The organism is Rhodoferax sp. U11-2br, assembly GCF_018619435.1.
Taxonomy (GTDB): domain Bacteria; phylum Pseudomonadota; class Gammaproteobacteria; order Burkholderiales; family Burkholderiaceae_C; genus Rhodoferax.
The window spans coordinates 40,074-62,399 of the sequence record NZ_JAHFZF010000013.1; the positions used below are offsets into that span (position 1 = coordinate 40,074).

The 22,326-nt window shown below is 58.7% G+C and carries 21 protein-coding genes and 1 other RNA gene; 14 read left to right on the top strand and 8 right to left on the bottom strand.

Annotated elements, in window-relative coordinates:
- The first annotated feature begins 35 nt into the window (after positions 1-35).
- A complete protein-coding gene (gene glgC / locus KKO72_RS10320) occupies positions 36-1,337 on the top strand; it encodes a glucose-1-phosphate adenylyltransferase (protein ID WP_214937978.1) in 1,302 nt (433 codons plus the stop codon).
- Between the two features lie 68 nt (positions 1,338-1,405).
- On the opposite strand, the gene KKO72_RS10325 is transcribed toward glgC, so the two are convergent.
- The 3 genes from KKO72_RS10325 to KKO72_RS10335 form a co-directional block, all read right to left on the bottom strand.
- Positions 1,406-3,301 carry a phosphodiesterase gene (locus KKO72_RS10325; protein WP_214937980.1) on the bottom strand — a complete coding sequence of 632 codons (1,896 nt, stop codon included), beginning with the start codon at positions 3,299-3,301 and terminating at the stop codon, positions 1,406-1,408.
- 77 nt (positions 3,302-3,378) lie between these two features.
- Complete coding sequence (locus KKO72_RS10330; protein WP_214937982.1) at positions 3,379-4,290, bottom strand: UDP-2,3-diacylglucosamine diphosphatase; 912 nt, start codon at positions 4,288-4,290, stop codon at positions 3,379-3,381.
- 319 nt (positions 4,291-4,609) lie between these two features.
- Positions 4,610-4,894: a hypothetical protein gene (locus KKO72_RS10335; RefSeq protein ID WP_078363398.1), complete on the bottom strand. Its 285-nt coding sequence runs from the start codon at positions 4,892-4,894 to the stop codon at positions 4,610-4,612.
- 270 nt (positions 4,895-5,164) lie between these two features.
- Here KKO72_RS10335 and pstS point away from each other — a divergent pair, with 270 nt between their 5' ends.
- The 7 genes from pstS to phoR all read left to right on the top strand — a co-directional run bounded on the left by pstS (position 5,165) and on the right by phoR (position 11,762).
- Positions 5,165-6,202 (top strand): phosphate ABC transporter substrate-binding protein PstS, encoded by a 1,038-nt coding sequence (gene pstS / locus KKO72_RS10340; RefSeq protein WP_214938056.1) that lies wholly within the window; start codon positions 5,165-5,167, stop codon positions 6,200-6,202.
- 106 nt (positions 6,203-6,308) lie between these two features.
- A complete protein-coding gene (gene pstC / locus KKO72_RS10345) occupies positions 6,309-7,274 on the top strand; it encodes a phosphate ABC transporter permease subunit PstC (protein WP_214937984.1) in 966 nt (321 codons plus the stop codon).
- Positions 7,271-8,155 carry a phosphate ABC transporter permease PstA gene (gene pstA / locus KKO72_RS10350; protein WP_214937986.1) on the top strand — a complete coding sequence of 295 codons (885 nt, stop codon included), beginning with the start codon at positions 7,271-7,273 and terminating at the stop codon, positions 8,153-8,155. Before pstC ends, pstA begins: the two co-directional genes overlap by 4 nt.
- Before the next feature lie 33 nt (positions 8,156-8,188).
- The gene (gene pstB / locus KKO72_RS10355) at positions 8,189-8,962 is read left to right on the top strand and encodes a phosphate ABC transporter ATP-binding protein PstB (protein WP_214937988.1); all 774 of its coding nucleotides are present in this window, start codon (positions 8,189-8,191) and stop codon (positions 8,960-8,962) included.
- Between the two features lie 18 nt (positions 8,963-8,980).
- Positions 8,981-9,682: a phosphate signaling complex protein PhoU gene (gene phoU, locus KKO72_RS10360; protein WP_214937990.1), complete on the top strand. Its 702-nt coding sequence runs from the start codon at positions 8,981-8,983 to the stop codon at positions 9,680-9,682.
- Positions 9,679-10,401: a phosphate regulon transcriptional regulator PhoB gene (gene phoB, locus KKO72_RS10365; protein ID WP_078363393.1), complete on the top strand. Its 723-nt coding sequence runs from the start codon at positions 9,679-9,681 to the stop codon at positions 10,399-10,401. Before phoU ends, phoB begins: the two co-directional genes overlap by 4 nt.
- Positions 10,402-10,421: 20 nt before the next feature.
- Positions 10,422-11,762 (top strand): phosphate regulon sensor histidine kinase PhoR, encoded by a 1,341-nt coding sequence (gene phoR, locus KKO72_RS10370; RefSeq protein ID WP_214937992.1) that lies wholly within the window; start codon positions 10,422-10,424, stop codon positions 11,760-11,762.
- Here phoR and KKO72_RS10375 read toward each other — a convergent pair.
- The 4 genes from KKO72_RS10375 to trxA all read right to left on the bottom strand — a co-directional run bounded on the left by KKO72_RS10375 (position 11,756) and on the right by trxA (position 15,720).
- Positions 11,756-13,462, bottom strand: a complete 1,707-nt coding sequence (locus KKO72_RS10375; RefSeq protein WP_214937994.1) for a hypothetical protein — start codon at positions 13,460-13,462, stop codon at positions 11,756-11,758. The two genes, phoR and KKO72_RS10375, sit on opposite strands and share 7 nt — an antisense overlap.
- A gap of 93 nt (positions 13,463-13,555) precedes the next feature.
- On the bottom strand, positions 13,556-13,813 hold the full coding sequence (locus tag KKO72_RS10380) for a type B 50S ribosomal protein L31 (RefSeq protein ID WP_078363390.1): 258 nt from the start codon (positions 13,811-13,813) through the stop codon (positions 13,556-13,558).
- A gap of 110 nt (positions 13,814-13,923) precedes the next feature.
- Positions 13,924-15,186, bottom strand: coding sequence for a transcription termination factor Rho (rho, locus tag KKO72_RS10385; protein ID WP_078363389.1), 1,263 nt, complete (start codon positions 15,184-15,186; stop codon positions 13,924-13,926).
- A gap of 201 nt (positions 15,187-15,387) precedes the next feature.
- On the bottom strand, positions 15,388-15,720 hold the full coding sequence (gene trxA, locus KKO72_RS10390) for a thioredoxin TrxA (RefSeq protein ID WP_078363388.1): 333 nt from the start codon (positions 15,718-15,720) through the stop codon (positions 15,388-15,390).
- A gap of 140 nt (positions 15,721-15,860) precedes the next feature.
- Here trxA and KKO72_RS10395 point away from each other — a divergent pair, with 140 nt between their 5' ends.
- Together KKO72_RS10395 and KKO72_RS10400 are read left to right on the top strand one after the other, a co-directional pair.
- The gene (locus KKO72_RS10395; protein ID WP_214937996.1) at positions 15,861-17,114 is read left to right on the top strand and encodes a TIGR03862 family flavoprotein; all 1,254 of its coding nucleotides are present in this window, start codon (positions 15,861-15,863) and stop codon (positions 17,112-17,114) included.
- A 144-nt stretch (positions 17,115-17,258) separates the two neighbouring features.
- Positions 17,259-18,554 (top strand): acetyl-CoA hydrolase/transferase family protein, encoded by a 1,296-nt coding sequence (locus KKO72_RS10400; RefSeq protein ID WP_214937998.1) that lies wholly within the window; start codon positions 17,259-17,261, stop codon positions 18,552-18,554.
- Between the two features lie 14 nt (positions 18,555-18,568).
- Here the strand turns inward: KKO72_RS10400 and ffs are convergent.
- Positions 18,569-18,665: signal recognition particle sRNA small type (gene ffs / locus KKO72_RS10405), an RNA gene on the bottom strand.
- A gap of 108 nt (positions 18,666-18,773) precedes the next feature.
- On the opposite strand from ffs, the gene dnaX reads away from it, so the two are divergent.
- The 4 genes from dnaX (at position 18,774) to KKO72_RS10425 (ending at position 22,264) form a co-directional block, all read left to right on the top strand.
- Complete coding sequence (gene dnaX / locus KKO72_RS10410) at positions 18,774-20,696, top strand: DNA polymerase III subunit gamma/tau (protein WP_214937999.1); 1,923 nt, start codon at positions 18,774-18,776, stop codon at positions 20,694-20,696.
- A gap of 47 nt (positions 20,697-20,743) precedes the next feature.
- Positions 20,744-21,076: a YbaB/EbfC family nucleoid-associated protein gene (locus KKO72_RS10415; protein WP_078363384.1), complete on the top strand. Its 333-nt coding sequence runs from the start codon at positions 20,744-20,746 to the stop codon at positions 21,074-21,076.
- Between the two features lie 166 nt (positions 21,077-21,242).
- Positions 21,243-21,833: a recombination mediator RecR gene (recR, locus tag KKO72_RS10420; protein ID WP_078363383.1), complete on the top strand. Its 591-nt coding sequence runs from the start codon at positions 21,243-21,245 to the stop codon at positions 21,831-21,833.
- A 17-nt stretch (positions 21,834-21,850) separates the two neighbouring features.
- On the top strand, positions 21,851-22,264 hold the full coding sequence (locus KKO72_RS10425; protein WP_214938001.1) for an MAPEG family protein: 414 nt from the start codon (positions 21,851-21,853) through the stop codon (positions 22,262-22,264).
- The last annotated feature ends 62 nt before the right edge of the window (positions 22,265-22,326 follow it).

Consider the following 22,326-nt stretch of genomic DNA (forward strand, 5'->3'; position numbering starts at 1 on the left):
GGCGCTGGCGCTTGGTCTAAACCAGGAGACACACCATGACATTCGAGCCAGAGCAAGACGAGCGCAGCGGGCGCCGCCATGAACCACGTTTTGTCAGCCAGGTCACCCGCAACACCTTTGCGATGGTCCTGGAGGGCGGCCATGCCGGCAGCCTGCACGAGCTGACCGACTGGCGCTCCAAGCCGGCGCTGGCTTTTGGCGGCAAGTTCCGCATCATCGATTTTGTGTTGTCCAACTGTGTGAACTCCGGGGTGCGGCGCGTAGGTGTGGCCACCCAGTACCGGGCACAAAGCCTGATCCGGCATCTGCAACTGGGTTGGAGTTTTCTGGATGGCCGCCTGGGCGAGTTCATTGAGATCATGCCGGCCCAGCAGCAACTCAACGAGTCGCAGTGGTACCGGGGTAGTGCGGATGCGGTGTTCCAGAACCTGCGCGAAATCCGCCGGGCGGCGCCGCGTTATGTGCTGGTGCTCTCGGGGGACCACATCTACCGCATGGACTATGGTCGCATCCTGGCCGCGCATGTGGAGCGCCAGGCCGACCTGACCCTGGCCTGTATGCCAGTGCCAGCCAGTGAGGCGCAGCGTTTTGCGTCGCTGGTGCTGGATGACACGCAGCGTGTGGTGGGGCTGGGCAACGCCACCGAGCAGCCCCAGAGTGGCGCGAGCGCCTCGGTAATGGTCAGCATGGGCATTTACGTCTTCAACGCCGACTTCTTGTACGCCCAGTTGCAGCGGGATGCCGATGACCCCAACTCCAGCCACAATTTTTGCCAAGACGTGATTCCCCATTGTGTGCACCAGCATCGGGTGTATGCGCAGAACTACGCAGACAGCCGTGTGGGAGACCTGGAAAAACCTGCCTACTGGCGAGATGTGCACAGTCTGGACGCGTATTGGGCGGCCAATATGGATCTGGTTCAGGTCACGCCGCATCTGAACCTGTACGACAACGAGTGGCCGATCTGGACCTGGCAGCCGCACAGCCCGCCCGCCAAGTTTGTGCACGACGAACCCGGCCGTCAAGGCACGGCCCTGGATTCTCTGGTGGCCTGTGGCTGCATCATCAGCGGCGCTACGGTGCGGCGCAGCATGTTGTTCTCCGACGTGCGTATCCACAACCATTGCCTGGTGGAGGACGCGATCATCTTGTCCAATGTCCAGGTGGGTGCCAACTGCATCCTGAAAAAATGCATCATTGACAAGAATTGCACCGTGCCGGAGGGCACCCAGATTGGCCTGGACCCGGTGGCAGACGCCAAGCGTTTTCATGTGACAGCCGGTGGGGTGACCCTGGTCACCCGGGTGATGCTGGGGCAGGAAGTGGCCTTGTTCTGAGATCGGCCTGGTGTGCCGTGCTTATTGGTAAAAAGTGCTTCCAGACCTTATTAATTAAGGGCTGATTGCTACAAAATTGATAACAACATGCCTTTGTTGATACGAATCTGCAGGCCTTTTTCGCTGGTCTTGGCATCGTGTTTTGCACGTGCCGCGACCGAGGCCACCTGTTCGGCATTGGTGAACTCGTCGTGGTGGATGATGACGGCACCGATGGACAAGGTGGTCAGCGGGAAAAAACGTGGCACGCCGTGCCTGTCTTCGGCCTGGATGCCACCTGCTGCGCGTGCAGTTTCGTCAAACAAGGCCTGGGCCTGCTGCGCAAATTCCGCAATGATGGCTTCACACTGCATCTGCCAGTTGTCGCTTTGGTACAGCAAGATGAAATCGTCCCCACCCACATGGCCAACAAAATCCCGCCGTGGGTCGCAATGTGCCTGGCACAGGCTGGCCAGCAGTCGGATCATTTCGTCCCCGCGCCAGTAGCCGTACTGGTCGTTGAAGGGTTTGAAGTTGTTCAAATCGGCGTAACACGCCACAAACGGCACACCGCTGGCCAACAGCCGTTCAATGTGTTGTGAGATCGGTATATTGCCGGGCAAAAACGTCAGCGGGTTGGCATGGCGGGCCGCTTCGATACGGGTTTCGGTCACCGAACGCACCAGTTGTTCACCGGTTCCCATGCCTTCATAACGCCCGTTGTCGGTGACGATGAAGCCGTCCACCAGATAACGCTGGTCGTCCGAGGTCAGGATGCCGACCAGGTCGTCCACGCTGTGGTTACGCTCGACCACGCGGGGCTCCAGGTTGGCGTGGCTCATGCACGATTTTTGCCCCCAAATTTCGCGGTAATACAGCTTGCTGTACTCGTTCATGAAGGTGGTGCGGTTGATGATGGCCACCGGGCGGACCTCATCCACCACAGCGATGGCATGCAGCTTGGGATGGCTGAAAAACACACGCGCCAACTCGTCGTTGGTGGCGCTCGGGCTCACTGTCGGCGCCTTGATCACCGCCAGGCGGCTGATTGAGCCCGCGCTGGCCGTGCGTCGCATCTCAGGAAACACGGCGATGCTGCGGTCGCGCAAGGTCACCCGGGCTTTGGGTTCAATTTGGAAGCGTGGCACTTGGGCCGGGCGCCCCAGCAGGTAACCTTGCCCATACGGAATACCCAGGTCGCGCAAGACATGGAGATCCTCTTCGGTTTCAATGCCTTCGGCAACCAGCGAGGTGCCAAAAATGGCCGCGATCTGCTGCAAGGCCTGGATGGTTTTGAGTTTGTCGGCGTACTGGCTGATGTCCTTGGTGAAGTATTTGTCAATCTTGACAAACTCAGGCTTGATCTGGGACCACAAGCGCAAGCTCGAACGGCCATCCCCAAAATCGTCCAGCGCCAGGCTCACACCCGCAGCGCGGATCTGGCGCACCGCCACGGCCAGTTGGTCCATGTCTGCCACCCGCTCGTACTCGGTGATCTCGAGCACCAGCATGCGTGGCGAGATGCCCAGTGTGTTGGCCATGGTCATCAGACCCTCAAACTCACATTGCGCCAGTGCCTGGATCAGTGCGTCCGCGCTGATGTTGAGGAACAGGCGTCCAGCCTCACGCAAACTGCCCCAGCGTGCCATGGCGGTCAGCACACATTGGTTCTCGAACTCGAAGTTCAAGTTTTCCAGCTCAGCCGCATGCAAGAGTTTGTCTGGGGTGTGCACCGCAGAGCCTTCGGGCCCCCGGATCAGCGCCTCATGGGCATAGATGCTGCCGTCTTCGAGAGAGGCGATTGGCTGAAACACCGGGTACAGCATTTTGCGCCGCAGCAAAGTCGCCAGGGTGCCACGACCACGCCGTACCGCGTTGGAACTCAGAACAGGCGTCAGAGGCTCAGAGGCGGCACAGCGGCTTCCCCTCGCATGGAACTGTGCGACAGGTGGCAAAAAAGACGTCAATACGTGTAAGTCGTTCATCAAGATGGAGGAGCCGTGGGCCAGCGGCGCAGTTTATGAAACGCGCATGACATTTCTGTGACGATTTGGCCAAAGGCTTACACGGTTTGGCAGGCCGTTGTTGTATCCGCTTGGCTCTGAGACACCGCCGAGGGCGCCCAGTGCACCAGTTCCAGCCGTCCGTTGTGGTGTTCCACCAGGGCGGTGCAGCTCTCCACCCAGTCGCCGTCGTTGCAATACAGGATGCCATCAATCTGACGCATTTCGGCACGGTGGATATGGCCGCACACCACGCCGTGGTGACCACGGCGTTTGGCCTCGTGGGCCAGAGCTTCTTCAAAATCGGCCACATACATCATGGCTTTTTTGACCTTGTGTTTGAGGTAGGCCGACAAGGACCAGTAGGGCAGACCCAGCTTGGTACGCCAATGGTTGAGATAGCGGTTGAGTTTGAGGGTGAACTCGTACAGGTTGTCACCCAGGTAGGCCAGCCATTTGGCGCACTGGATCACACCGTCAAAGGCGTCACCGTGTGTCACCCAAAGCCGCTGGCCGTCGGCAGTGGTGTGGATGGTGTCGTCAGAAACCTCGATGCCACCAAACTGGTGGCCAAAAAAGCCGCGCGCAAACTCGTCATGGTTGCCGGGTACATAAATGATGCGGCAGCCTTTACGCGCCCGGCGCAGCAGCTTTTGCACCACATCGTTGTGTGATTCCGGCCAGTACCAGCGCCGCCGCAGCTGCCACCCGTCCACGATGTCACCCACCAGGTACAGGTAGTCACTGCGGTTGGCCTTGATGAAGCTCAGCAAAGCCTGGGCCTGGCAGCCCGGTGTGCCCAGATGCAGGTCAGAAATAAAAATGGCGCGGTAATGGGTGTGGCCGGGCTCTGTAGGTTCGTGGCCAAGAGGCAGGGGGGAGGGAGGTATCAGACCGTTGTCAACACGTCGCAAGGCTTCAAAGAGCGCCTGCTCTGCCGGGAACAAAGTGGGTTGAGGCAGTGCTTGCATGTCACGCTCCGCAGTTTGGATACGTGATGGTGACGCCAGCATGTGACGTGTTGATGGCAAGTACAAGACATTTCAGTGACTCTGAATTGTGTTGTCAGCTGCTATTTGGCGGAGGGCTGCAGGTCGGCAGGGCCACGCACAGCGACCGGTCAATCCGGTTGTTTGGCTTTTAAGGATATTTGGCCTCTAGCCCTCGATTCATAAGGGCTGACAGCTATCAATATTGATGCTGGAGGTCCGGACTTGCCTCGCACAGCGGGCTGTTTGCGCCGCTGTGTGAGGCCTGTGGCAGGGTCAGTCTGCCGCTGCTTGCACGCGCTTACGCGGTCGGGGCCAGTTGTGGATTGATCGCAGAGGCTTCCAGTTCCTGCGCCAGGTTGCTGGAGTCGAGCAGGCGAAGTTTGCTGGCGTAATGCCGGTCAAGCCGCCATTCGTCGAGTATTTCCAGCGCCAGTTCGAACCGTTTGTCGTCGAGTTGGTAAAGCTGCGCCACCGAAATGCTGGTTGCACTTTCCAACGCCAGCACCAGGCGGGCAATGATTTGCGCAGCCGGATCACTGGGGTTGGTTTCGATGAGTTTGCGGGCTTTCTTGATCGCAAGCATGTAGCTTCTTTCCGTAGGTAGAGTGAATGCGGGCCGCTGTTGGCGGCCCGCTTGATGTCGTCGCCAGCGCCCAGCGCATGGCTCAGCTTCTAGGGTATCTCAGTGAGGGGTTGATTTTGATGACGGTCGTGTGACAGTCGCGCAAACCAGGCCAATGGCCACAAGCTGTCACAGTGGTTGTCACGGTACTGACATATTCATGTCTTAAATTACGGTTCGTTCAGCAGGCATTCCCGTTTTTCTGCTTCAACCTTGAAAGGGTTCTACATGATGACCAACACGTTCAAAACCATTTTGACCACCACCGCCTTCGCGTTTATCGGCATGGGCGCCGCCAGTGCACAAGAAATCACTGGCGCGGGCGCCAGCTTCCCCGCACCACTGTATGCCAAATGGGCAGCCGACTACAACAAAGCCACCGGTGTCAAGGTGAACTACCAGTCGGTGGGTTCTGGCGCAGGCATCAAACAAATCGATGCCAAAACCGTGGATTTTGGTGCTTCCGACATGCCGTTGACTGACGATGTTTTGAAAGCCAAAAACCAGTTCCAGTTTCCCACTGTGATTGGTGGCACGGTGCCAGTGATCAACATCAAGGGCATTGGTCCGGGCCAGATGAAGCTTGACGGCCAAGTGTTGGGTGACATTTATCTGGGCAAGATCACCAAATGGAACGATGCTGCCATCAAGGCACTGAACCCTGGTCTGGCTTTGCCGGACGCAGACATCGCCCCGGTGCGCCGCGCTGACGGTTCTGGCACCACTTTCAATTTCACCAATTACCTGAGTCGTGTGCATGCCGAATGGAAAGCCAAGGTCGGTGAGGGCACAGCGGTCAACTGGCCAGTGGGTGCGGGTGGTAAAGGCAACGAAGGTGTGGCCTCGTTTGTGAACCGCCTGCCCAACTCGATTGGTTATGTTGAGTACTCTTATGTCAAACAAAACAAGATGACCTACACCTTGATGAAAAACAAGGACGGCGTTTTTGTGGAACCCAGCGAAGATGCTTTCAAGGCCGCAGCTGCCGGCGCTGACTGGAACAAATCCTTTTACCAGCTGATCACTGACCAGCCAGGCAAAGGCACTTGGCCTATTTCTACCGCCACCTTCATCCTGATGCACAACGTGCAGGACAAACCGGCCAACGCCACCGAGACCTTCAAGTTCTTCAACTGGGCCTTCAAAAACGGTGACAAAGCGGCTGCCGACCTGGATTACGTGGCGCTGCCTGATGCGGTGATTTCGACCATCGAGAAGTCATGGGCCAACGTCAAGGATGCCTCCGGCAAACCTGTGGCATTGAAGTAAATCACCGTCCCAGCCCGTTTATTTGACAGCAGGAGAGCCACACGTGTCAGCTACACTTTCTGCGCGGGATGACACCATCCCTTCATCTACCACTGACGCGCGTGATATGAACAGACTTCCTCCTGTCAAGACAGCACGTTCGGGACCCTTGGCTGACCGCCTTTTTGGCTGGTTGGCCCAGGGTGCGGCCTGGTTGACGCTGGGCTTGCTGATCGCCATTCTGCTGTCCCTGACGGTCAGTGCTTGGCCTGCCATCAGCAAATACGGCTTGGGCTTTTTGGCCTCTACCACCTGGGACCCCGTCAAGGAAGAGTTTGGCGGCCTAGTGATGATTTACGGCACGCTGATGACCTCGTTCATCGCGCTGCTGATTGCGGTGCCGGTCAGTTTTGGCATCGCCCTGTTTTTGACGGAGCTCTCGCCAGCGTGGCTCAAGCGCCCTCTGGGGACTGCGATTGAGCTGCTGGCAGCCATCCCGTCGATTGTGTACGGCATGTGGGGCTTGCTGGTGTTTGGTCCCATTTTGGCGACCTATGTGCAGCAACCCTTGCAAAAACTGTTCAAGGGTGTGCCTTACTTCGAGGCGCTGTTCTCTGGCCCTCCGGTGGGTATTGGCATCTTGTCGGCCGGCATCATTCTGGCCATCATGATCATCCCGTTCATTGCGGCGGTGATGCGTGATGTGTTTGAGGTGACTCCCACCTTGCTCAAAGAGTCGGCCTACGGCCTGGGCGCCACCACCTGGGAAGTGGTCTCCACCGTGGTGTTGCCCTATACCAAAGCGGGTGTGGTGGGTGGCATCATGCTCGGCTTGGGTCGCGCCATTGGCGAGACCATGGCCGTGACCTTTGTCATCGGCAATTTCAACCAATTGGATTCGCTGAGCCTGTTCCAGGCGGCCAACAGCATCACCTCGGCCTTGGCAAATGAGTTTGCCGAAGCGGGTGAAGGTTTGCATCAGGCGTCGCTGATGTACCTGGGGCTGGTCTTGTTTTTTATTACTTTTGTGGTGCTCTCGTTGTCCAAGCTGTTGCTTTCACAACTTAAGAAGAGCGAAGGAACCAAGTCATGAGCACCGCTGAAACTCTGCTCCGAGCCAAAGAGCTCAACGAGATGCGGGCCACCCGTTATGCCGCGCGCAAACGGGTCAACATCATCGCCTTGATCTTGTCGATGATGGCCATGGCTTTTGGTTTGTTCTGGTTGTTCTGGATTTTGTTTGAAACCGTTCGGCTCGGGACTGCCGGGTTGAATTGGGCCGCGTTGACCCAGATGACACCGCCACCCAATGACGAAGGGGGCTTGCTCAACGCCATCTACGGATCGTTCCTGATGGTGATGTTGGCCACCTTTGTGGGCACACCCATTGGCATCATGGCCGGCATTTACCTGGCCGAGTTCGATACCAAGGGCTGGCTGGCCAATGTGACACGGTTTGTCAACGACATCTTGCTGTCGGCACCGTCGATTGTGATTGGCCTGTTTGTGTATGCGGTGGTGGTGACACGCTTCAAATCGTTCTCAGCCTATGCGGGCATCATGGCACTGACCCTGATTGTGATTCCGGTGGTGATCCGCACCACCGAAAACATGTTGCAACTGGTGCCACCGGGCCTGCGTGAGGCGGCTTATGCACTCGGTGCACCCAAATGGAAAGTGATTCTGAGCATCACCATGCGTTCGGCACGGGCCGGTGTGGTGACAGGGATTTTGTTGGCGGTGGCGCGCATTGCTGGTGAGACCGCACCTTTGTTGTTCACGGCTTTGAGCAACCAGTTCTGGACATCGAGCCTGAGTGAACCCATGGCCAGCTTGCCAGTCACCATCTTCAAATTTGCCATGAGCCCTTATGAAAACTGGCAGAACTTGGCTTGGGCTGGCGTGTTTTTGATCACCCTGGCGGTTCTGGGCCTCAATATTCTGGCGCGTGTGTTGACACGGCAAAAGAACTAGACCCGTAGACACACCTCAAACAACTTCATGACCATGACTACTGAAAAAACACAGTCCGCCAAGATTGCGGTGAAGAACCTGGATTTCTTCTACGGCAAATTTCACGCACTCAAGAACATCAACCTCGACATTCCCGAGAAGAAGGTCACGGCCTTCATCGGCCCCTCTGGTTGCGGAAAGTCTACGCTGCTGCGGGTGTTCAACCGCATGTTCGAGCTGTACCCGGAACAACGCGCCCAGGGTGAGGTTGTGCTCGACGGTGAAAACCTGTTGACCAGTAAACAAGATGTGGCACTGCTGCGCGCCAAAGTCGGTATGGTGTTCCAGAAACCCACGCCTTTTCCCATGTCCATCTATGACAACATCGCTTTTGGTGTCAAACTGTTCGAGAAGTTGAGCCCCACCGATATGGAAGAGCGGGTGGAGTGGGCACTGCGCAAATCGGCGCTGTGGAATGAAGTCAAGGACAAGCTCAAGCAAAGTGGCTCCAGCCTGTCGGGTGGTCAGCAACAGCGGCTGTGTATCGCCCGTGGTGTGGCCATCAAGCCCGAGGTGATCCTGCTCGATGAACCCTGTTCTGCGCTGGACCCGATCTCTACCGCCAAGGTCGAGGAGCTGATCATCGAACTCAAACAGGATTACACCGTGGTCATCGTCACCCACAACATGCAGCAGGCTGCACGTTGTAGCGACTACACGGCGTATATGTACCTCGGTGACCTGGTCGAGTTTGGCGCCACCGAGCAAATCTTCTTCAAGCCCAACCGTCAGGAAACTGAAGACTACATCACTGGCCGGTTTGGTTAGTCAACACCGAGGAATCTCATGCCTGAAAAACATTTATCGTCCCAATTTGACAGCGAGCTGGGTACCGTTTCCACCCGTGTCATGGAACTCGGGGGGCTGGTGGAATCGCAAATCCGCCAAGCCATTTATGCCTTGTCGCAGTTCAGTGTGGAAGTTGCCCAGCAGGTGGTCACGTCTGAGGCCAAGGTCAATGCGATGGAGGTCGATATTGACCGGGAACTCTCCAGCATCATCGCCAGGCGTCAACCGACAGCCCGTGACTTGCGACTGCTGATCGCCATTTCCAAAGCCACCGCCAACCTGGAGCGTGTGGGTGATGAGGCGGAAAAAATTGCGCGTATGGTGTTGTCCATCATCAGCAGTGGTGCACCGCGCGCATTGCCTTCCTTGGAGCTGCGGGTAGCCTCTGATCTGGCCTCCGGCCTGCTCAGAAAAGCATTGGACGCTTTTGCCCGTCTGGACACCTCGGCTGCCTTGTCCATCCTCAAGGAAGATGACTTGATTGACAAGGAGTTCGACGGCTTTGTGCGCAAACTCATCACCTACATGATGGAAGACCCGCGCATGATCTCGCCAAGTCTGGATCTGCTGTTTTTGGCCAAGGCCATTGAGCGTATTGGTGACCACGCCAAAAACATCGCCGAGCTGATCATCTACATCGTCAAAGGGGCTGATGTGCGGCACGCGGCCATGGACGAGATTGAGTCGGTGGTGAAATGAGGCGAGTCCCCTGTGTGCTGATCGTCGAGGATGAGCCCGCCATCGCCGAGCTGATTTCGGTGAATTTGCGCCACAGTGGGTTCCGTCCGATTTGGGCGATGGACAGCGCAACGGCTCAGGCCGAACTCGACTCGGTGTTGCCAGATGTGATCCTGTTGGACTGGATGCTGCCCGGTGAGTCAGGGTTGACCCTGGCCAAACGTTGGCGTGCCCATCCTCGCACCAAAGATGTGCCCATCATCATGTTGACCGCGCGTGGTGATGAGCCAGACCGCGTGGCTGGTCTGGATGCTGGTGCTGATGATTACATCAGCAAACCGTTTTCAACACGGGAGTTGTTGGCCCGGATTCGCGCCGTGCTACGCCGCCGTGCCCCCGAGCAGGAAGCCACGCTGGTCACCATGGGTCAGCTCAGTCTGGATGCCGCCACCTACCGGGTGAGCTTTGGCGACCAGGCGCTCAAGCTGGGTCCGACGGAATTCAAACTGTTGCATTACCTGATGACCCACGCCGAACGTGTGCACAGCCGCTCGCAGCTGCTGGACCAGGTCTGGGGTGACCATGTGTTTATCGAAGAACGCACCGTGGATGTCCACGTCAAGCGGCTGCGTGAAGCGCTGGGCGAACGCGCGGCTGCGATGATCGAAACCGTGCGCGGTGCCGGCTACCGCATCACCACCCAGAATCAGAGCACTGGTACCTCCTCTGCTGTGGCATAGTCTGCCGAGAAGAATTATTGATGTTTTTGCGAATCTGCGGCTTTGTCGCCTTCCAGTTGGCAGGCGCGGTTCTGGGTTGGTTTCTTGGCCTGACGGGGCTGAGTCAGCTGGTGGATGCCTTGCTGGGCGCCCTGGGTGGTTCGGCGTTGTGGCTGGTGCTTGACACCACCCGCGCTGCCCAGGCGCTGCACTGGTTGAGCCCAGAGCGCGCAGACTCGCCCCCGATCAAATGGGGGTTGTGGGGCGAAGTCCTGGAGCGGGCGCAGCGGCTGTTGCGCTCGCAACGCAGGACTATTGAAGAGGGTGAAAACCGCCTCCATGATTTTCTGTCCGCGCTGCAGGCGTCTCCCAACGGCGTGATGCTGCTGGACAACCAATCTCGCATCGAATGGTGCAACCAGACAGCTGCGGTGCACTTTGGTCTCGATGCGCAGCGTGATCTGCAGCAATACATGGTCAATCTGGTGCGTGACCCAGCCTTTGCGGCTTACCTGTCCGGGCGGGCTTTTGACCATGAATTGCTGATGGCCGGGCGCGAGAGCACGGCAACACGCCCGGTTCGCCTCTCGGTACAGCTCTATCACTATGGTGGGGGGCGTCTCTTGTTGTTGTCGCGTGACGTCACCGCGGTTGAACAGGCCGAAGCCATGCGGCGTGACTTTGTGGCCAATGTGTCCCATGAAATTCGCACACCCCTGACGGTGTTGGCTGGTTTTGTGGAAACCTTGCAAACCCTGGAGCTGGCCGCTGAAGAGCGTGACAGTTACCTGACGCTGATGGCGCAGCAATCGATGCGTATGCAAAGCCTGGTCAGTGATTTGTTGATGCTGTCGCGACTCGAGGGCAGTCCGGCACCCAGTGTGGACACCTGGAGCTCTGTGCCGACCTTGATGCGGCAACTGGAACAAGACGCGCGTGCCCTGACAGCGGTGGTCAACCTCAATGAGCAGCAGGTGCATGCATTGGACTTTCACTGTGCCTTTGAAGGCGAGATCGCCGGCGTGGCCACTGAGTTACACAGTGCCATGGGTAATCTGGTCAGCAACGCCATTCGCTACACACCGCCGGGTGGTCACATCGGGGTCAGCTTCAGGCAGTTGCCAGATGGGCAGGCCGAGTTTGAGGTGGTGGATGCGGGTCCAGGTATCGCACCCGAACACATTCCGCGTTTAACCGAACGGTTTTACCGTGTTGATCGCAGTCGTTCTCGCGAAACCGGTGGCACCGGTCTGGGCTTGGCGATTGTGAAACACGTTGCTCAACGCCACGGCGCCCATCTGGTGATCGAGAGCAAGCTGGGTCAGGGGGCACGATTTCGCATCACTTTCCCGGCGACCCGCCTGCGTGTCACACATCAGTGAGCTTGACGTTCAAAGATATAGATCTTTTCGTCAGGGGTGGCCGGGTGGTGGATGCTGCCGCGCAGCAGCCAGGGTTTGCCGGGTACAAAGCCCGCCGTGGTGCTGGGATTCTCTCCGTTGGCGATCAGCCAGGCGCATTTGACCCCAGAGCTGGAGGGCATGAGGGTGAGCTGACCATGCAGCTGCAAGGCGGCGGTCTGGCTGCGGCTCAGACCCAGCGTAGACACGCAGCCTGGGCTGTCAGGCAGCAACCTGGTGGCTTGTTGCACCATCGGAACGTAACTGCGGGCAAAGTCGAGCAAGGGCAACCACAGTGTCATCAACAACAGCCAGCACAAGGCAGCACCACCCGCCGGCAGGACAACACTCTTCCATAGCGCCGCGCGGTGCCGACCTACACGCCAGTAGACGAGCCAAGCCCATGTCAAGCTTGCACCTATTGCTATCAAAAAAGGAACTGCTGAGAAGCTGTGCACAAACCCTGGTGCCAGTTTTGCCACATTCATCGCTGGTCGTGCGGGGAATCCGGTCTGCATGGAGATCCACACCACCCAGATGATCAACGCACAGCCGCTGAAAAAGATCAGTGTGAACCAGTCAATCAAGGCCGCCACACTGCGCCCCAGCGTCGGCAAGGCAAATGCCGACAGTGCCGCCAGGGCTGGCAAACCCAACAGCAGCGATCGGTCCGCCGCATGGGTGGTCAAGGTCGCTGCGCTGGCCACCAGAGCAAAACACAGAGGCAGCCACAGATGTCGGCTGGCAAAACGCTCACCCAGCAGCATGTGGCGCCAACGCCAAAGTGTCCACAGTGCCAGCGGCCAGGCTGGCCAGGTGAACCACAAAAACAGCCGCCCCAGGCTTTGCCACTCGTGCCAGCTGGCGTGTGGCAAGTCGATCCGCCATTGCCAGAGACTGAGCCAGGTCGACAGCGCTGCGCACACGAGAGTGATGACCAGCAGACCAGCCGCCCTGAGTTTGCGGGTACCGGTTTCATTGCTGTTGTGGCTGGATTCCAGCAGGTAAATGGCAGCACAACCCACGCCCAGCGCCAAGGCCATGCTCGGTGCACCTGAGAGGGTCATGCCTAGCAGTCCGGCCACCGCTGCGATGCCCGGCATCAAAACACGGTAGGGCAGGGCCGCCGTGGCGTAAAACACCAGTGCGGTGAAACACAGCTGCGTCAGTGCCGGTGTGGTTTCGTGAGCGAGTTGGGCCAAACCCAGGCAGGCGATGAAGGCCAGCAAGCCGCCATCTGCCACGGCGCGGGCGTAGTCCGTGGGTTTGGCTTCACCACCAAAGGCAAACGCCACCGGCTGTGCCAGTGGACTGCGTGCCAGGTAATAGGTGCCGTACCAGGTGGCCAGCAGCGTGGCGACCAGTAGCAACACAAAGGGCAAACGTGCTGCCCAGTCCGCCGATACCCAGGCGGGTGCCAACTGCATGGCCCAAGCCCCCAACCAGTAGGGAAGCAAGGCATGCACTTCGGGGGCCAGACCGCCCAGCGAGGGATGTAACCAGTCTGCTGAGCCTTTGGCCAGTTCGGCCATGTAGCCCAGTGTGGTGATGTCTTCGCGCTTCCAGGGTCCACGCCCCAGGAACCCGGGTAACACATAGGCCAAACAAAACAACCACAGTGCCACTCGCGGCAGGCGGCGTACGGCATCCTGGGCAACAATGGCCGGGGTGGGGAGATTCACAGTAGGGGCCAGCTCAGATGGAATGGATGTTTTGCGCAAAGAAAAAGGCAGCGCGGAATGACCCGGCTGCCTTTGGCAGAACGCAAGAAATGCTTATTTGGCAGCGGTTTTGCCGAAGCGGTTGCGGAAACGCTCGACACGGCCACCCATGTTGTCCACCGACTTTTGTGTACCGGTGTAGAACGGATGCGATTCACTGGTGGTATCGAGCTTGTACAAAGGCAATTCGCGACCATCTTCCAAAGTGATCATTTCCTTGGTGCTGGCACAAGAGCGGGTGACGAATTTGAAACCATTGGACATGTCCTGGAAGCAAATTTCGCGGTAATTGGGGTGAATGCCTTTTTTCATATGTTCTCCATCAGTTGCGTTAGCCGCGTCAGCCCTTGCACAAACCCGATGTGCAATTCAAAGCCGCTCGTACTTTTCGCGAAAAGCCTTGGATTATAGACCAGCTGAGCTTAGCCACCCCGACGCATCATGTCGAAGAACTCGGAATTGTTCTTGGTGGCTTTCATCTGTTTCAAGACCATCTCCATCGATTCGATCTCGTCCATGTTGTAGAGAAATTGGCGCAGGATGCGGGTTTTTTGCAAAATTTCTGGCTGCAGCAGCAACTCTTCGCGGCGTGTGCCACTGCGGTTGAGCTGGATCGACGGGAACACCCGCTTTTCGTAGAGACGGCGGTCCAAGTGGATTTCCGAGTTGCCGGTGCCTTTGAACTCTTCGAAAATCACTTCGTCCATGCGGCTGCCAGTGTCCACCAGCGCGGTGGCGATGATGGTAAGTGAGCCTCCTTCTTCCACATTGCGGGCGGCGCCCAAAAAGCGTTTGGGGCGTTGCAGTGCATTGGCGTCGACACCACCGGTCAACACCTTGCCTGAGGAGGGCACCACGTTGTTGTAGGCACGTGCCAGACGGGTGATCGAGTCCAGCAGAATCACCACGTCCTTTTTCAGTTCGACCAAGCGCTTGGCGCGCTCAATCACCATTTCAGCCACATGCACGTGACGGGCAGCGGGTTCGTCAAAGGTGGAGGCAATCACCTCGCCCTTGACGGTTCGTTGCATTTCGGTCACTTCTTCAGGGCGTTCATCCACCAGCAGCACCATCATGTGGCTGTTGGGGTAGTTGGCCGAAATGGCGTGGGCGATGTGCTGCATCATCACCGTCTTGCCGCTCTTGGGCGGGGCCACCAGCAGGGCGCGCTGGCCTTTGCCGATGGGGGCGATGATGTCAATGATGCGACCGGTGATGTTTTCTTCACCCTTGATGTCGCGCTCAAGACGCATCTGCTCTTTGGGAAACAGCGGCGTCAGGTTTTCAAACATCACCTTGTGTTTGTTTTCTTCGGGGCCACCGCCGTTGACCTTTTCGAGCTTGTTCAGGGCAAAGTAGCGCTCACCATCTTTGGGTGTGCGCACTTCGCCTTCAATCATGTCGCCGGTGTGCAGGTTGAAGCGCCGCACCTGGCTTGGGCTGATGTAAATGTCGTCTGTCGAAGCGGTGTAGCTGGTGTCCGGGCTGCGCAAAAAGCCAAAGCCATCGGGCAGAATTTCAAGCACGCCGTCGGCAAAAATCTGTTCCCCGGCGCGGGCGCGTTTCTTGATGATCGCAAACATCAGCTCCTGTTTGCGCATGCGCCCGGTGTTTTCAATCTCAAGATCTTCGGCTTGCTTGAGGACTTCTGACACGTGCAGTGCCTTGAGTTCGTTTAAATGCATGGATTGACGCAATCAATGTGAAAAGCAAATGTGGGGGAGGATTTGACGGCCGGACTTGTTGTGAGAAGTCGCGTTAGCCTCTGCCGGAGACTCTGACCAACCCACTGGGGCGATTGGCGAGTGCTCGGATTATGACAGGAAAAAACCGGGTTTTGCGCTGCAGGAAAACGCGGGCGCAGCGCGGCCCGCTACCACGTTAACTCAGGCGAGTTGCTGGTCAATAAAAGCGGTCAGTTGGGCCTTGCTCAGGGCGCCCACCTTGGTGGCTGCCAGCTGGCCGTTTTTGAACAGCATCAGGGTCGGGATGCCACGAATGCCAAACTTGGCCGGGATGTCACGGTTTTCATCCACATTCATTTTGGCAATCTGCACTTTGCCTTCGTAAGCCGTCGATACTTCGTCCAGAATCGGCGCGATCATTTTGCAGGGGCCACACCATTCAGCCCAGTAATCGACCAGCACCGGTACGCCGGATTGGAGGACATCGGTCTCGAAAGAGGCATCGGACACATGTTTGATCAGTTCACTAGCCATGTTTGTTCCTGTTACAGATTTTTAAAAAAATAATTAATAGCGAAATTGTGACAGAAATATCCCCGGCTCACCGTCACCGCCTGCCTTAGCCATGTGGCTAGCAGGCCTGTAAATATCCGCAAAAGAAAGTTAAGGTCTCTATGAAAAATGTATGTGTGATTGGCGCCGGTCCGGCCGGGTTGATGGCGGCCGAGGTCTTGTCACGGGCTGGCGTGGCGGTTTGCCTGTATGACGCCATGCCCAGCGTGGGGCGCAAATTCCTGTTGGCGGGCAAAGGGGGGCTGAATCTGACCCACTCCGAACCCGCGGATATTTTTGCCTCTCGTTATGGGCAACGTCGCCAGCAGATTGAGGCGATTTTTGAGACCTTTGACTCGGGCGACGTGCGCAGCTGGGCCAGTTCACTCGGGATTGAGACCTTTGTGGGCAGTTCGGGCCGCGTTTTTCCGGTCGATATGAAAGCTGCGCCCTTGTTGCGGGCCTGGCTGCGCCGTCTGCGCCATCCGGCGAACGGCCCGGCGGTGCAGTTTCAGATGCGCCACCGCTGGACGGGCTGGAACACTGGCGAGGACGCCTTGAGCAACCTGCACTTTGACACGCCTCACGGCCCGGTGCAGGTGCAGGCCGACGCAGTGGTGTTGGCGCTGGGGGGCGGCAGTTGGGCGCGGCTCGGCTCCAACGGCGCCTGGGTGCCCTGGTTGCGCGACCGGGGTGTGGCGGTGGCGCCGCTGTTGCCTGCCAACTGTGGTTTTGACGTGTTGGGTGGCTGGAGCGACCACTTTGCCAGCCATTTTGCCGGGCAGCCGTTCAAGTCGGTGGCGATCTCGCTGACCACCTCGCAAGGTGTGCAGTTCCAGCGACGGGGCGAGTTTGTCGCTACGGCCACCGGGGTGGAAGGCAGCCTGATCTACGCCGCATCCCATCTGTTGCGAGACGAGATCATTGCCAGCGGCCAAGCCACGTTTCACCTGGACTTGTTGCCGGATCGCTCGCCCGAGTGGGTGTTGGCGCAGGCGGCTTACCCGCGTGGCACCCGATCACTCTCCAGCCACCTCAAGAGCCGCCTGCATATCGAAGGTATCAAGGCGGCGTTGTTGCACGAAACCCTGTCCAAAGAGCAGATGCACGACCCGGCTGTGCTGGCGCAAACCATCAAGGCCTTGCCCATCACGCTGCAGGCAACCCGGCCGATAGACGAGGCCATTAGCACCGCTGGAGGTGTGTTGTTCGAGGCCGCTGACGACCACTTGATGCTCGAAGCGTTGCCAGGTGTGTTCTGCGCAGGTGAAATGTTGGATTGGGAGGCTCCCACCGGTGGTTACCTGCTGACTGCTTGCCTGGCCAGTGGCGCCAAGGCGGGGCAGGGCGTGTTGAGCTACTTGAGTAAGAAATAGGATTCTAGCCCAATTTTAGTAAGGGTATATTGCTATGTAAGATATAGCTCCCGATGTCCGCATCGGCAGCCCCAACACACGCCCTGGCACACAGGCGTCGTGGCCAGCACGTTTCGTTCACCTAAGCCTTCAACGGGAGACAACATGAGTGTTCAGCAGCTGTATGCACAGAAAAAGATGGCCGCCAGCGATGCGGTCCGGCTGGTCAAAAACGGTGACATGATTGTGGTGCCAACTGGCGTGGGCGAGCCGCCCGCGCTGTTGACTGCGCTGTCGGAGATCAGGCGCAGTCTGCTGGATGTGAAGGTGGCCCAGATTCTGGCGATTCGCAAATACGCCTATCTGGACCCCGACACCATGGACCACATCCGCCACGTGGCCCTGTTTTACGGTGCGGCCACCCGAGCGGGCGGGCAGGCCGGTTGGGTCGACTTCATTCCCAACTACTTTTCAGAAATCCCCAGCCTGATCCGGCGCGATCAGATGCCAGCCGATGTGGTGTTCAGCATGGCATCGGGCATGGATGCACATGGTTACTTCTCGCTTAGCCTGGCGGCCGACTACACCATGGCCGCCATTGCGAAAGCGCGTGCCGTGGTGTTGGAGGTCAATCCCAACGTGCCGTTTGCCTTTGGCAACTGCCATGTGCACATCTCGCAGGTGGCAGCGCTGGTGGAAAGCAATGAGCCGGTGCTGGAGGTGGGCCTGCCGCAAATTGGCCCGGTGCAGGAAGCCATTGGCAAATATGTTGCCGATCTGATCGACGATGGCGCCACCCTGCAAATTGGTTATGGCGGCATCCCGGATGCGGTGGTGATGCAACTGACCACCAAACACGACCTGGGCATCCACACCGAAATGATTGGCGACGGCATCCTGACCCTGGTAGAGAGCGGCGCAGTGACCAACAAGCGCAAAAACTACCTGCCTGGCAAGATGGTGGCCACCTTTGCGCTGGGCTCCAAGCGGCTGTACCAGTTCATGGACCGCAACCCGGCGCTCGAAATACACCCGGTTGACTTCACCAACCCGCCGGCACTGGCGGGCAAAAACGACAACCTGGTCGCCATCAACGCCACCTTGCAGATTGATTTGCTGGGCCAGTGTGGCTCCGAGAGCCTGGGTCATGTGCAGTATTCGGGTACGGGCGGGCAGGCCGACTTTGTGCGCGCCGCCAACATGTCCAACGGCGGCAAGTCCTTCATTGTGTTGCCGTCCACCGCCAAGGGCGACAGCATCTCGCGCATCGTGCCGGTGTTGTCACCCGGCACCCACGTCAGCACCAGCAAGAATGACGTGAACTATGTGGTGACTGAATTTGGTGTGGCTCAGTTACACGGCAAATCCGCCAAACAGCGTGCCCGCGAACTCATTGGTATTGCCCACCCGGATTTCCGCGCTGAGCTGATCGAACAGGCCAAACGGATGCAGGTGTATTGAGAGAGAAAAGGGGAGTTGACGGACCTTAACCCCAGCACTGGCTCCACAGTTAGGGCTGCTTGGTTCCCCACCTGACCCGGTTGGCCGCTTCACCATGTGGGAAGGCCCGTCACTCACTATTGTAATGGGTCGCGGGCGTCTTGCATTTGAATCCCGGCAACATGCCAAGTCGGGCTTGGGCGCCGCGGTGGGTGGGGTGGGGCACCTTAGAATCGCCGGATGTCCTACCTCGTGCTCGCCCGCAAGTACCGCCCCCGCAACTTCACCGAAATGGTCGGGCAGGACCATGTCGTGCAGGCGCTCTCCAACGCCCTGAGTACGCAGCGGCTGCACCATGCCTACATGTTCACTGGCACGCGTGGTGTCGGCAAGACCACGGTGTCGCGTATTTTGGCCAAGTCGCTCAACTGCCAAGGGGTAGATGGCACAGGTGGCATCACCGCTAGCCCTTGTGGTGTCTGCCAAGCGTGCACGGATATTGATAGCGGCCGGTTTGTCGATTACACCGAACTGGATGCCGCCTCGAACCGCGGTGTGGACGAGGTGCAGTCGCTGCTGGAGCAGGCGGTGTACAAGCCGGTACAGGGTCGTTTCAAGGTCTTCATGATCGACGAAGTGCACATGCTTACCGGGCACGCCTTCAACGCCATGCTCAAGACGCTGGAAGAGCCGCCCGAGTACCTCAAATTTGTGCTGGCCACCACCGATCCACAAAAAGTGCCAGTCACCGTGTTGTCGCGTTGTCTGCAGTTCAACTTGCGCCCGATGGCCCCTGAAACCATTCGCGAGCATTTACACAAGGTGCTGGAGGTCGAGCAGGTGGCCGCTGATATGCAGTCGCTGCGCCTGTTGGCGCGCGCTGCGCGGGGCTCCATGCGCGACGCCTTGAGTCTGACCGACCAGGCGATTGCTTTTGGCTCCGGTGCGCTGACCGAGGCCACGGTGCGCCAGATGCTCGGCAGTGTGGACCGCTCCCATGTGTTTCGCCTGATCGACGCGCTGGCGCGGGGGGATGGCAAGACGGTGGTCGACACCTCCGAGACGCTGCGCCTCAATGGCCTGAGTGCCGCCTCGACGCTGGAGGAAATGAGCGCGGTGTTGCAACGTATGGCGGTGTTACAGGCGGTGCCTGGCATGGCGGCTGAGGACGACACCGACCCCGAGCAGGCCGAGTTACAACGCCTGGCCGCGCTGCTGCCGATGGACGAAACCCAGCTGCTTTACAGCATCTGCCTGCATGGCCGTACCGAGCTGGGTCTGGCCCCCGACGATTACGCGGCGCTGACCATGGTGCTGCTGCGGCTGCTGGCGTTTAAACCGGCGACCGGCGCTACCAGCGCTGTGGCTGAAAAAAAAACACTGAAAACCCCGCCGCCCGCGCCTGAGCGTCCGGCGCCACCGCCACCCAGTGCACCTGTCGCGCCGGTTCAGCCGGTTGCTCCGGTGGCCCGGATTGTTGGCGATGCGCTGGACGATGGCGCCGAGACAGATGAGCAAAATCAACTTGTAGCCCACGTATCTCAAGGGGAAGTAGCTCCTGAAAATGAAGCAATGCAGGTTGTGCCAGAAGGTCAGCGCCTGCCGGTCAGAGATCCCTCTGAGCCGCCGCTTGCCAGCAAGACTTTTGAGCAAAATCATGCTCCAGCCCTGGTAGAGAAAGGGCAGGTGGCTACAAACATTGAAGCATTCCCTGTCCGGGTACAGGCCGACTCAGCACGTGATGTGGTGGCCGCAAGCACCCCCCACGCGATAAGCACCACGCCCGAGGGCGACTTTTGGCATAACACGGTGCAGGCCTTGGTTGCCGCCGAAGCCATCAATGCCATGGCGCGTGAACTGGCCTTGCAGTCACAGCTGGTGGCGCGTGACAACAACGACTGGCTGCTGCGCGTCGAGCGCGAGTCGCTCAACCATGCTGGCAGCAAAGACCGCCTGACCACCGCTCTGGCCGCCGCCGGGCACACGGTGCGCCTGGTGATTGAAGTGGGGCGTGTCACGGACAGCCCGGCCAAACGCAACGCGGCGGCAGCGGCGCAAGCCCAGTTGGCTGCCGAAAAAATCGTTTTTGACGACCCGTTTGTGCAGTCGATGATGCGGGAATTTGACGCGAAAATTGTGCCGGGCAGCATCAAGCCGTTGTGATGCGCTGGTGCTCGAGAATCTTTTTTATCACCAACTGAAGGAACCCCATGTTCAACAAAGGACAACTCGCAGGCTTGATGAAACAAGCGCAGGCGATGCAGGAAAACATGAAAAAAGCCCAGGACGATCTGGGCAACATCGAAGTCAGCGGTGAATCCGGCGCGGGCCTGGTCAAGATCACCATGACCTGCAAACACGAGGTGCGCCGTGTCACCATCGACCCGAGTTTGTTGACCGACGACAAAGACATGCTCGAAGACCTGGTGGCGGCGGCGTTTAATGCGGCGCTGCGCAAGGCCGAGGAGACATCGGCCGAGAAGATGGGCAAGATCACCGCAGGGATGCCAGGCCTCCCCGGCGGCATGAAATTCCCTTTCTGAGGGTGGCTACTGCGCCAGCGTGATCCGTCGTTGGGCGGTGCTCGCAATCCTCACGTGCAAAGAAGTACGTTCCGGTTGCTGCGCTCCGTCCGCCTAGGCTGACGCAGGCTCGCTACGCCCGCTGCGTTGGTTGCCAATACCGTTCTTTTACTGAGCACTCCCTTTTATGTCTGACACCAATGCGCTAGAAGTGCTGATCCAGTCGCTGCGCTGCCTGCCGGGCGTGGGGGTGAAGTCGGCGCAGCGCATGGCGTTTCACCTGTTGCAGCACAACCGTGCGGGCGCTGAGACGTTGGCGCGGGCCTTGAATGAGGCGACCCACAGCATCCAGCACTGTGCGCTGTGCCACACCTTCACCCAGGCCGAGGTCTGTGCCACCTGCCTGGATGAGCGGCGTGATACCAGCAAGCTCTGTGTGGTGGAGACGCCGGCCGACCAGTCGGCGGTGGAGCGCACCGGCGCTTACAAGGGTCTGTACTTTGTGCTGATGGGCAAACTCAGCCCGCTGGACGGCATCGGCCCCAAGGACATTGGGTTGAAAAAGCTGTTTGATCGGGCGCTGGACGGCACCGTGCACGAGGTGATTCTGGCCACCAACTTCACCGCCGAAGGCGAAGCCACCGCACACGTTATAGCGGAAGGCCTCAAAGGCCGGGGCCTGCAACTCACCCGTCTGGCACGGGGTGTGCCGGTGGGCAGCGAGCTGGAATATGTGGATCTGGGCACCATTGCCCACGCGCTGGTCGACCGGCGTTAACCCCCTCAGGAGTTGTCATGCTGCTGCCCTCATTTACCCTGGCTTACTGGTGTGTGTTGATCGCCGCTTTGTTACCGATCGTCTGTGCCGGTGTCGCCAAGTGGGGGACGTTCACCAAGTCGCCACAGCAAGGGGGCTTTGACAACAAACACCCGCGCGCCTGGTTGGCTGGCCAGACCGGCTGGCGTGCCCGCGCCAATGCCGCGCAGGCCAATAGTTTTGAGGCGCTGCCATTTTTCATCGGTGCCGTGGTGATCGCCCACCAGTTGGGTGCGTACCAAGCCCGGCTGGATGTGCTGGCCGCCCTGTTTGTGGTGCTGCGGCTGGTCTACATCCTGTTGTATTTGGCCAACCAGGCGAGCCTGCGCAGTGTGGTGTGGCTGTTGGGCCTGGGGCTCAACATCGCCATTTTGTTTGCCGGTTACCGTTAGAACTCAGGCCGGTAGCATAGTGAGCTGGCTGGTGCTTGGCGCGCCGGTCAAACGCTTACCGG

What these genes read in the sequence shown, in the direction of transcription:
- glgC (WP_214937978.1), top strand. Translation starts at nt 36, where the DNA reads ATGACATTCGAGCCAGAGCAAGACGAGCGCAGCGGGCGCCGCCATGAA.
- KKO72_RS10325 (WP_214937980.1), bottom strand. Translation starts at nt 3,301, where the DNA reads ATGAACGACTTACACGTATTGACGTCTTTTTTGCCACCTGTCGCACAG.
- KKO72_RS10330 (WP_214937982.1), bottom strand. Translation starts at nt 4,290, where the DNA reads ATGCAAGCACTGCCTCAACCCACTTTGTTCCCGGCAGAGCAGGCGCTC.
- KKO72_RS10335 (WP_078363398.1), bottom strand. Translation starts at nt 4,894, where the DNA reads ATGCTTGCGATCAAGAAAGCCCGCAAACTCATCGAAACCAACCCCAGT.
- pstS (WP_214938056.1), top strand. Translation starts at nt 5,165, where the DNA reads ATGACCAACACGTTCAAAACCATTTTGACCACCACCGCCTTCGCGTTT.
- pstC (WP_214937984.1), top strand. Translation starts at nt 6,309, where the DNA reads ATGAACAGACTTCCTCCTGTCAAGACAGCACGTTCGGGACCCTTGGCT.
- pstA (WP_214937986.1), top strand. Translation starts at nt 7,271, where the DNA reads ATGAGCACCGCTGAAACTCTGCTCCGAGCCAAAGAGCTCAACGAGATG.
- pstB (WP_214937988.1), top strand. Translation starts at nt 8,189, where the DNA reads ATGACTACTGAAAAAACACAGTCCGCCAAGATTGCGGTGAAGAACCTG.
- phoU (WP_214937990.1), top strand. Translation starts at nt 8,981, where the DNA reads ATGCCTGAAAAACATTTATCGTCCCAATTTGACAGCGAGCTGGGTACC.
- phoB (WP_078363393.1), top strand. Translation starts at nt 9,679, where the DNA reads ATGAGGCGAGTCCCCTGTGTGCTGATCGTCGAGGATGAGCCCGCCATC.
- phoR (WP_214937992.1), top strand. Translation starts at nt 10,422, where the DNA reads ATGTTTTTGCGAATCTGCGGCTTTGTCGCCTTCCAGTTGGCAGGCGCG.
- KKO72_RS10380 (WP_078363390.1), bottom strand. Translation starts at nt 13,813, where the DNA reads ATGAAAAAAGGCATTCACCCCAATTACCGCGAAATTTGCTTCCAGGAC.
- rho (WP_078363389.1), bottom strand. Translation starts at nt 15,186, where the DNA reads ATGCATTTAAACGAACTCAAGGCACTGCACGTGTCAGAAGTCCTCAAG.
- trxA (WP_078363388.1), bottom strand. Translation starts at nt 15,720, where the DNA reads ATGGCTAGTGAACTGATCAAACATGTGTCCGATGCCTCTTTCGAGACC.
- KKO72_RS10395 (WP_214937996.1), top strand. Translation starts at nt 15,861, where the DNA reads ATGAAAAATGTATGTGTGATTGGCGCCGGTCCGGCCGGGTTGATGGCG.
- KKO72_RS10400 (WP_214937998.1), top strand. Translation starts at nt 17,259, where the DNA reads ATGAGTGTTCAGCAGCTGTATGCACAGAAAAAGATGGCCGCCAGCGAT.
- dnaX (WP_214937999.1), top strand. Translation starts at nt 18,774, where the DNA reads ATGTCCTACCTCGTGCTCGCCCGCAAGTACCGCCCCCGCAACTTCACC.
- KKO72_RS10415 (WP_078363384.1), top strand. Translation starts at nt 20,744, where the DNA reads ATGTTCAACAAAGGACAACTCGCAGGCTTGATGAAACAAGCGCAGGCG.
- recR (WP_078363383.1), top strand. Translation starts at nt 21,243, where the DNA reads ATGTCTGACACCAATGCGCTAGAAGTGCTGATCCAGTCGCTGCGCTGC.
- KKO72_RS10425 (WP_214938001.1), top strand. Translation starts at nt 21,851, where the DNA reads ATGCTGCTGCCCTCATTTACCCTGGCTTACTGGTGTGTGTTGATCGCC.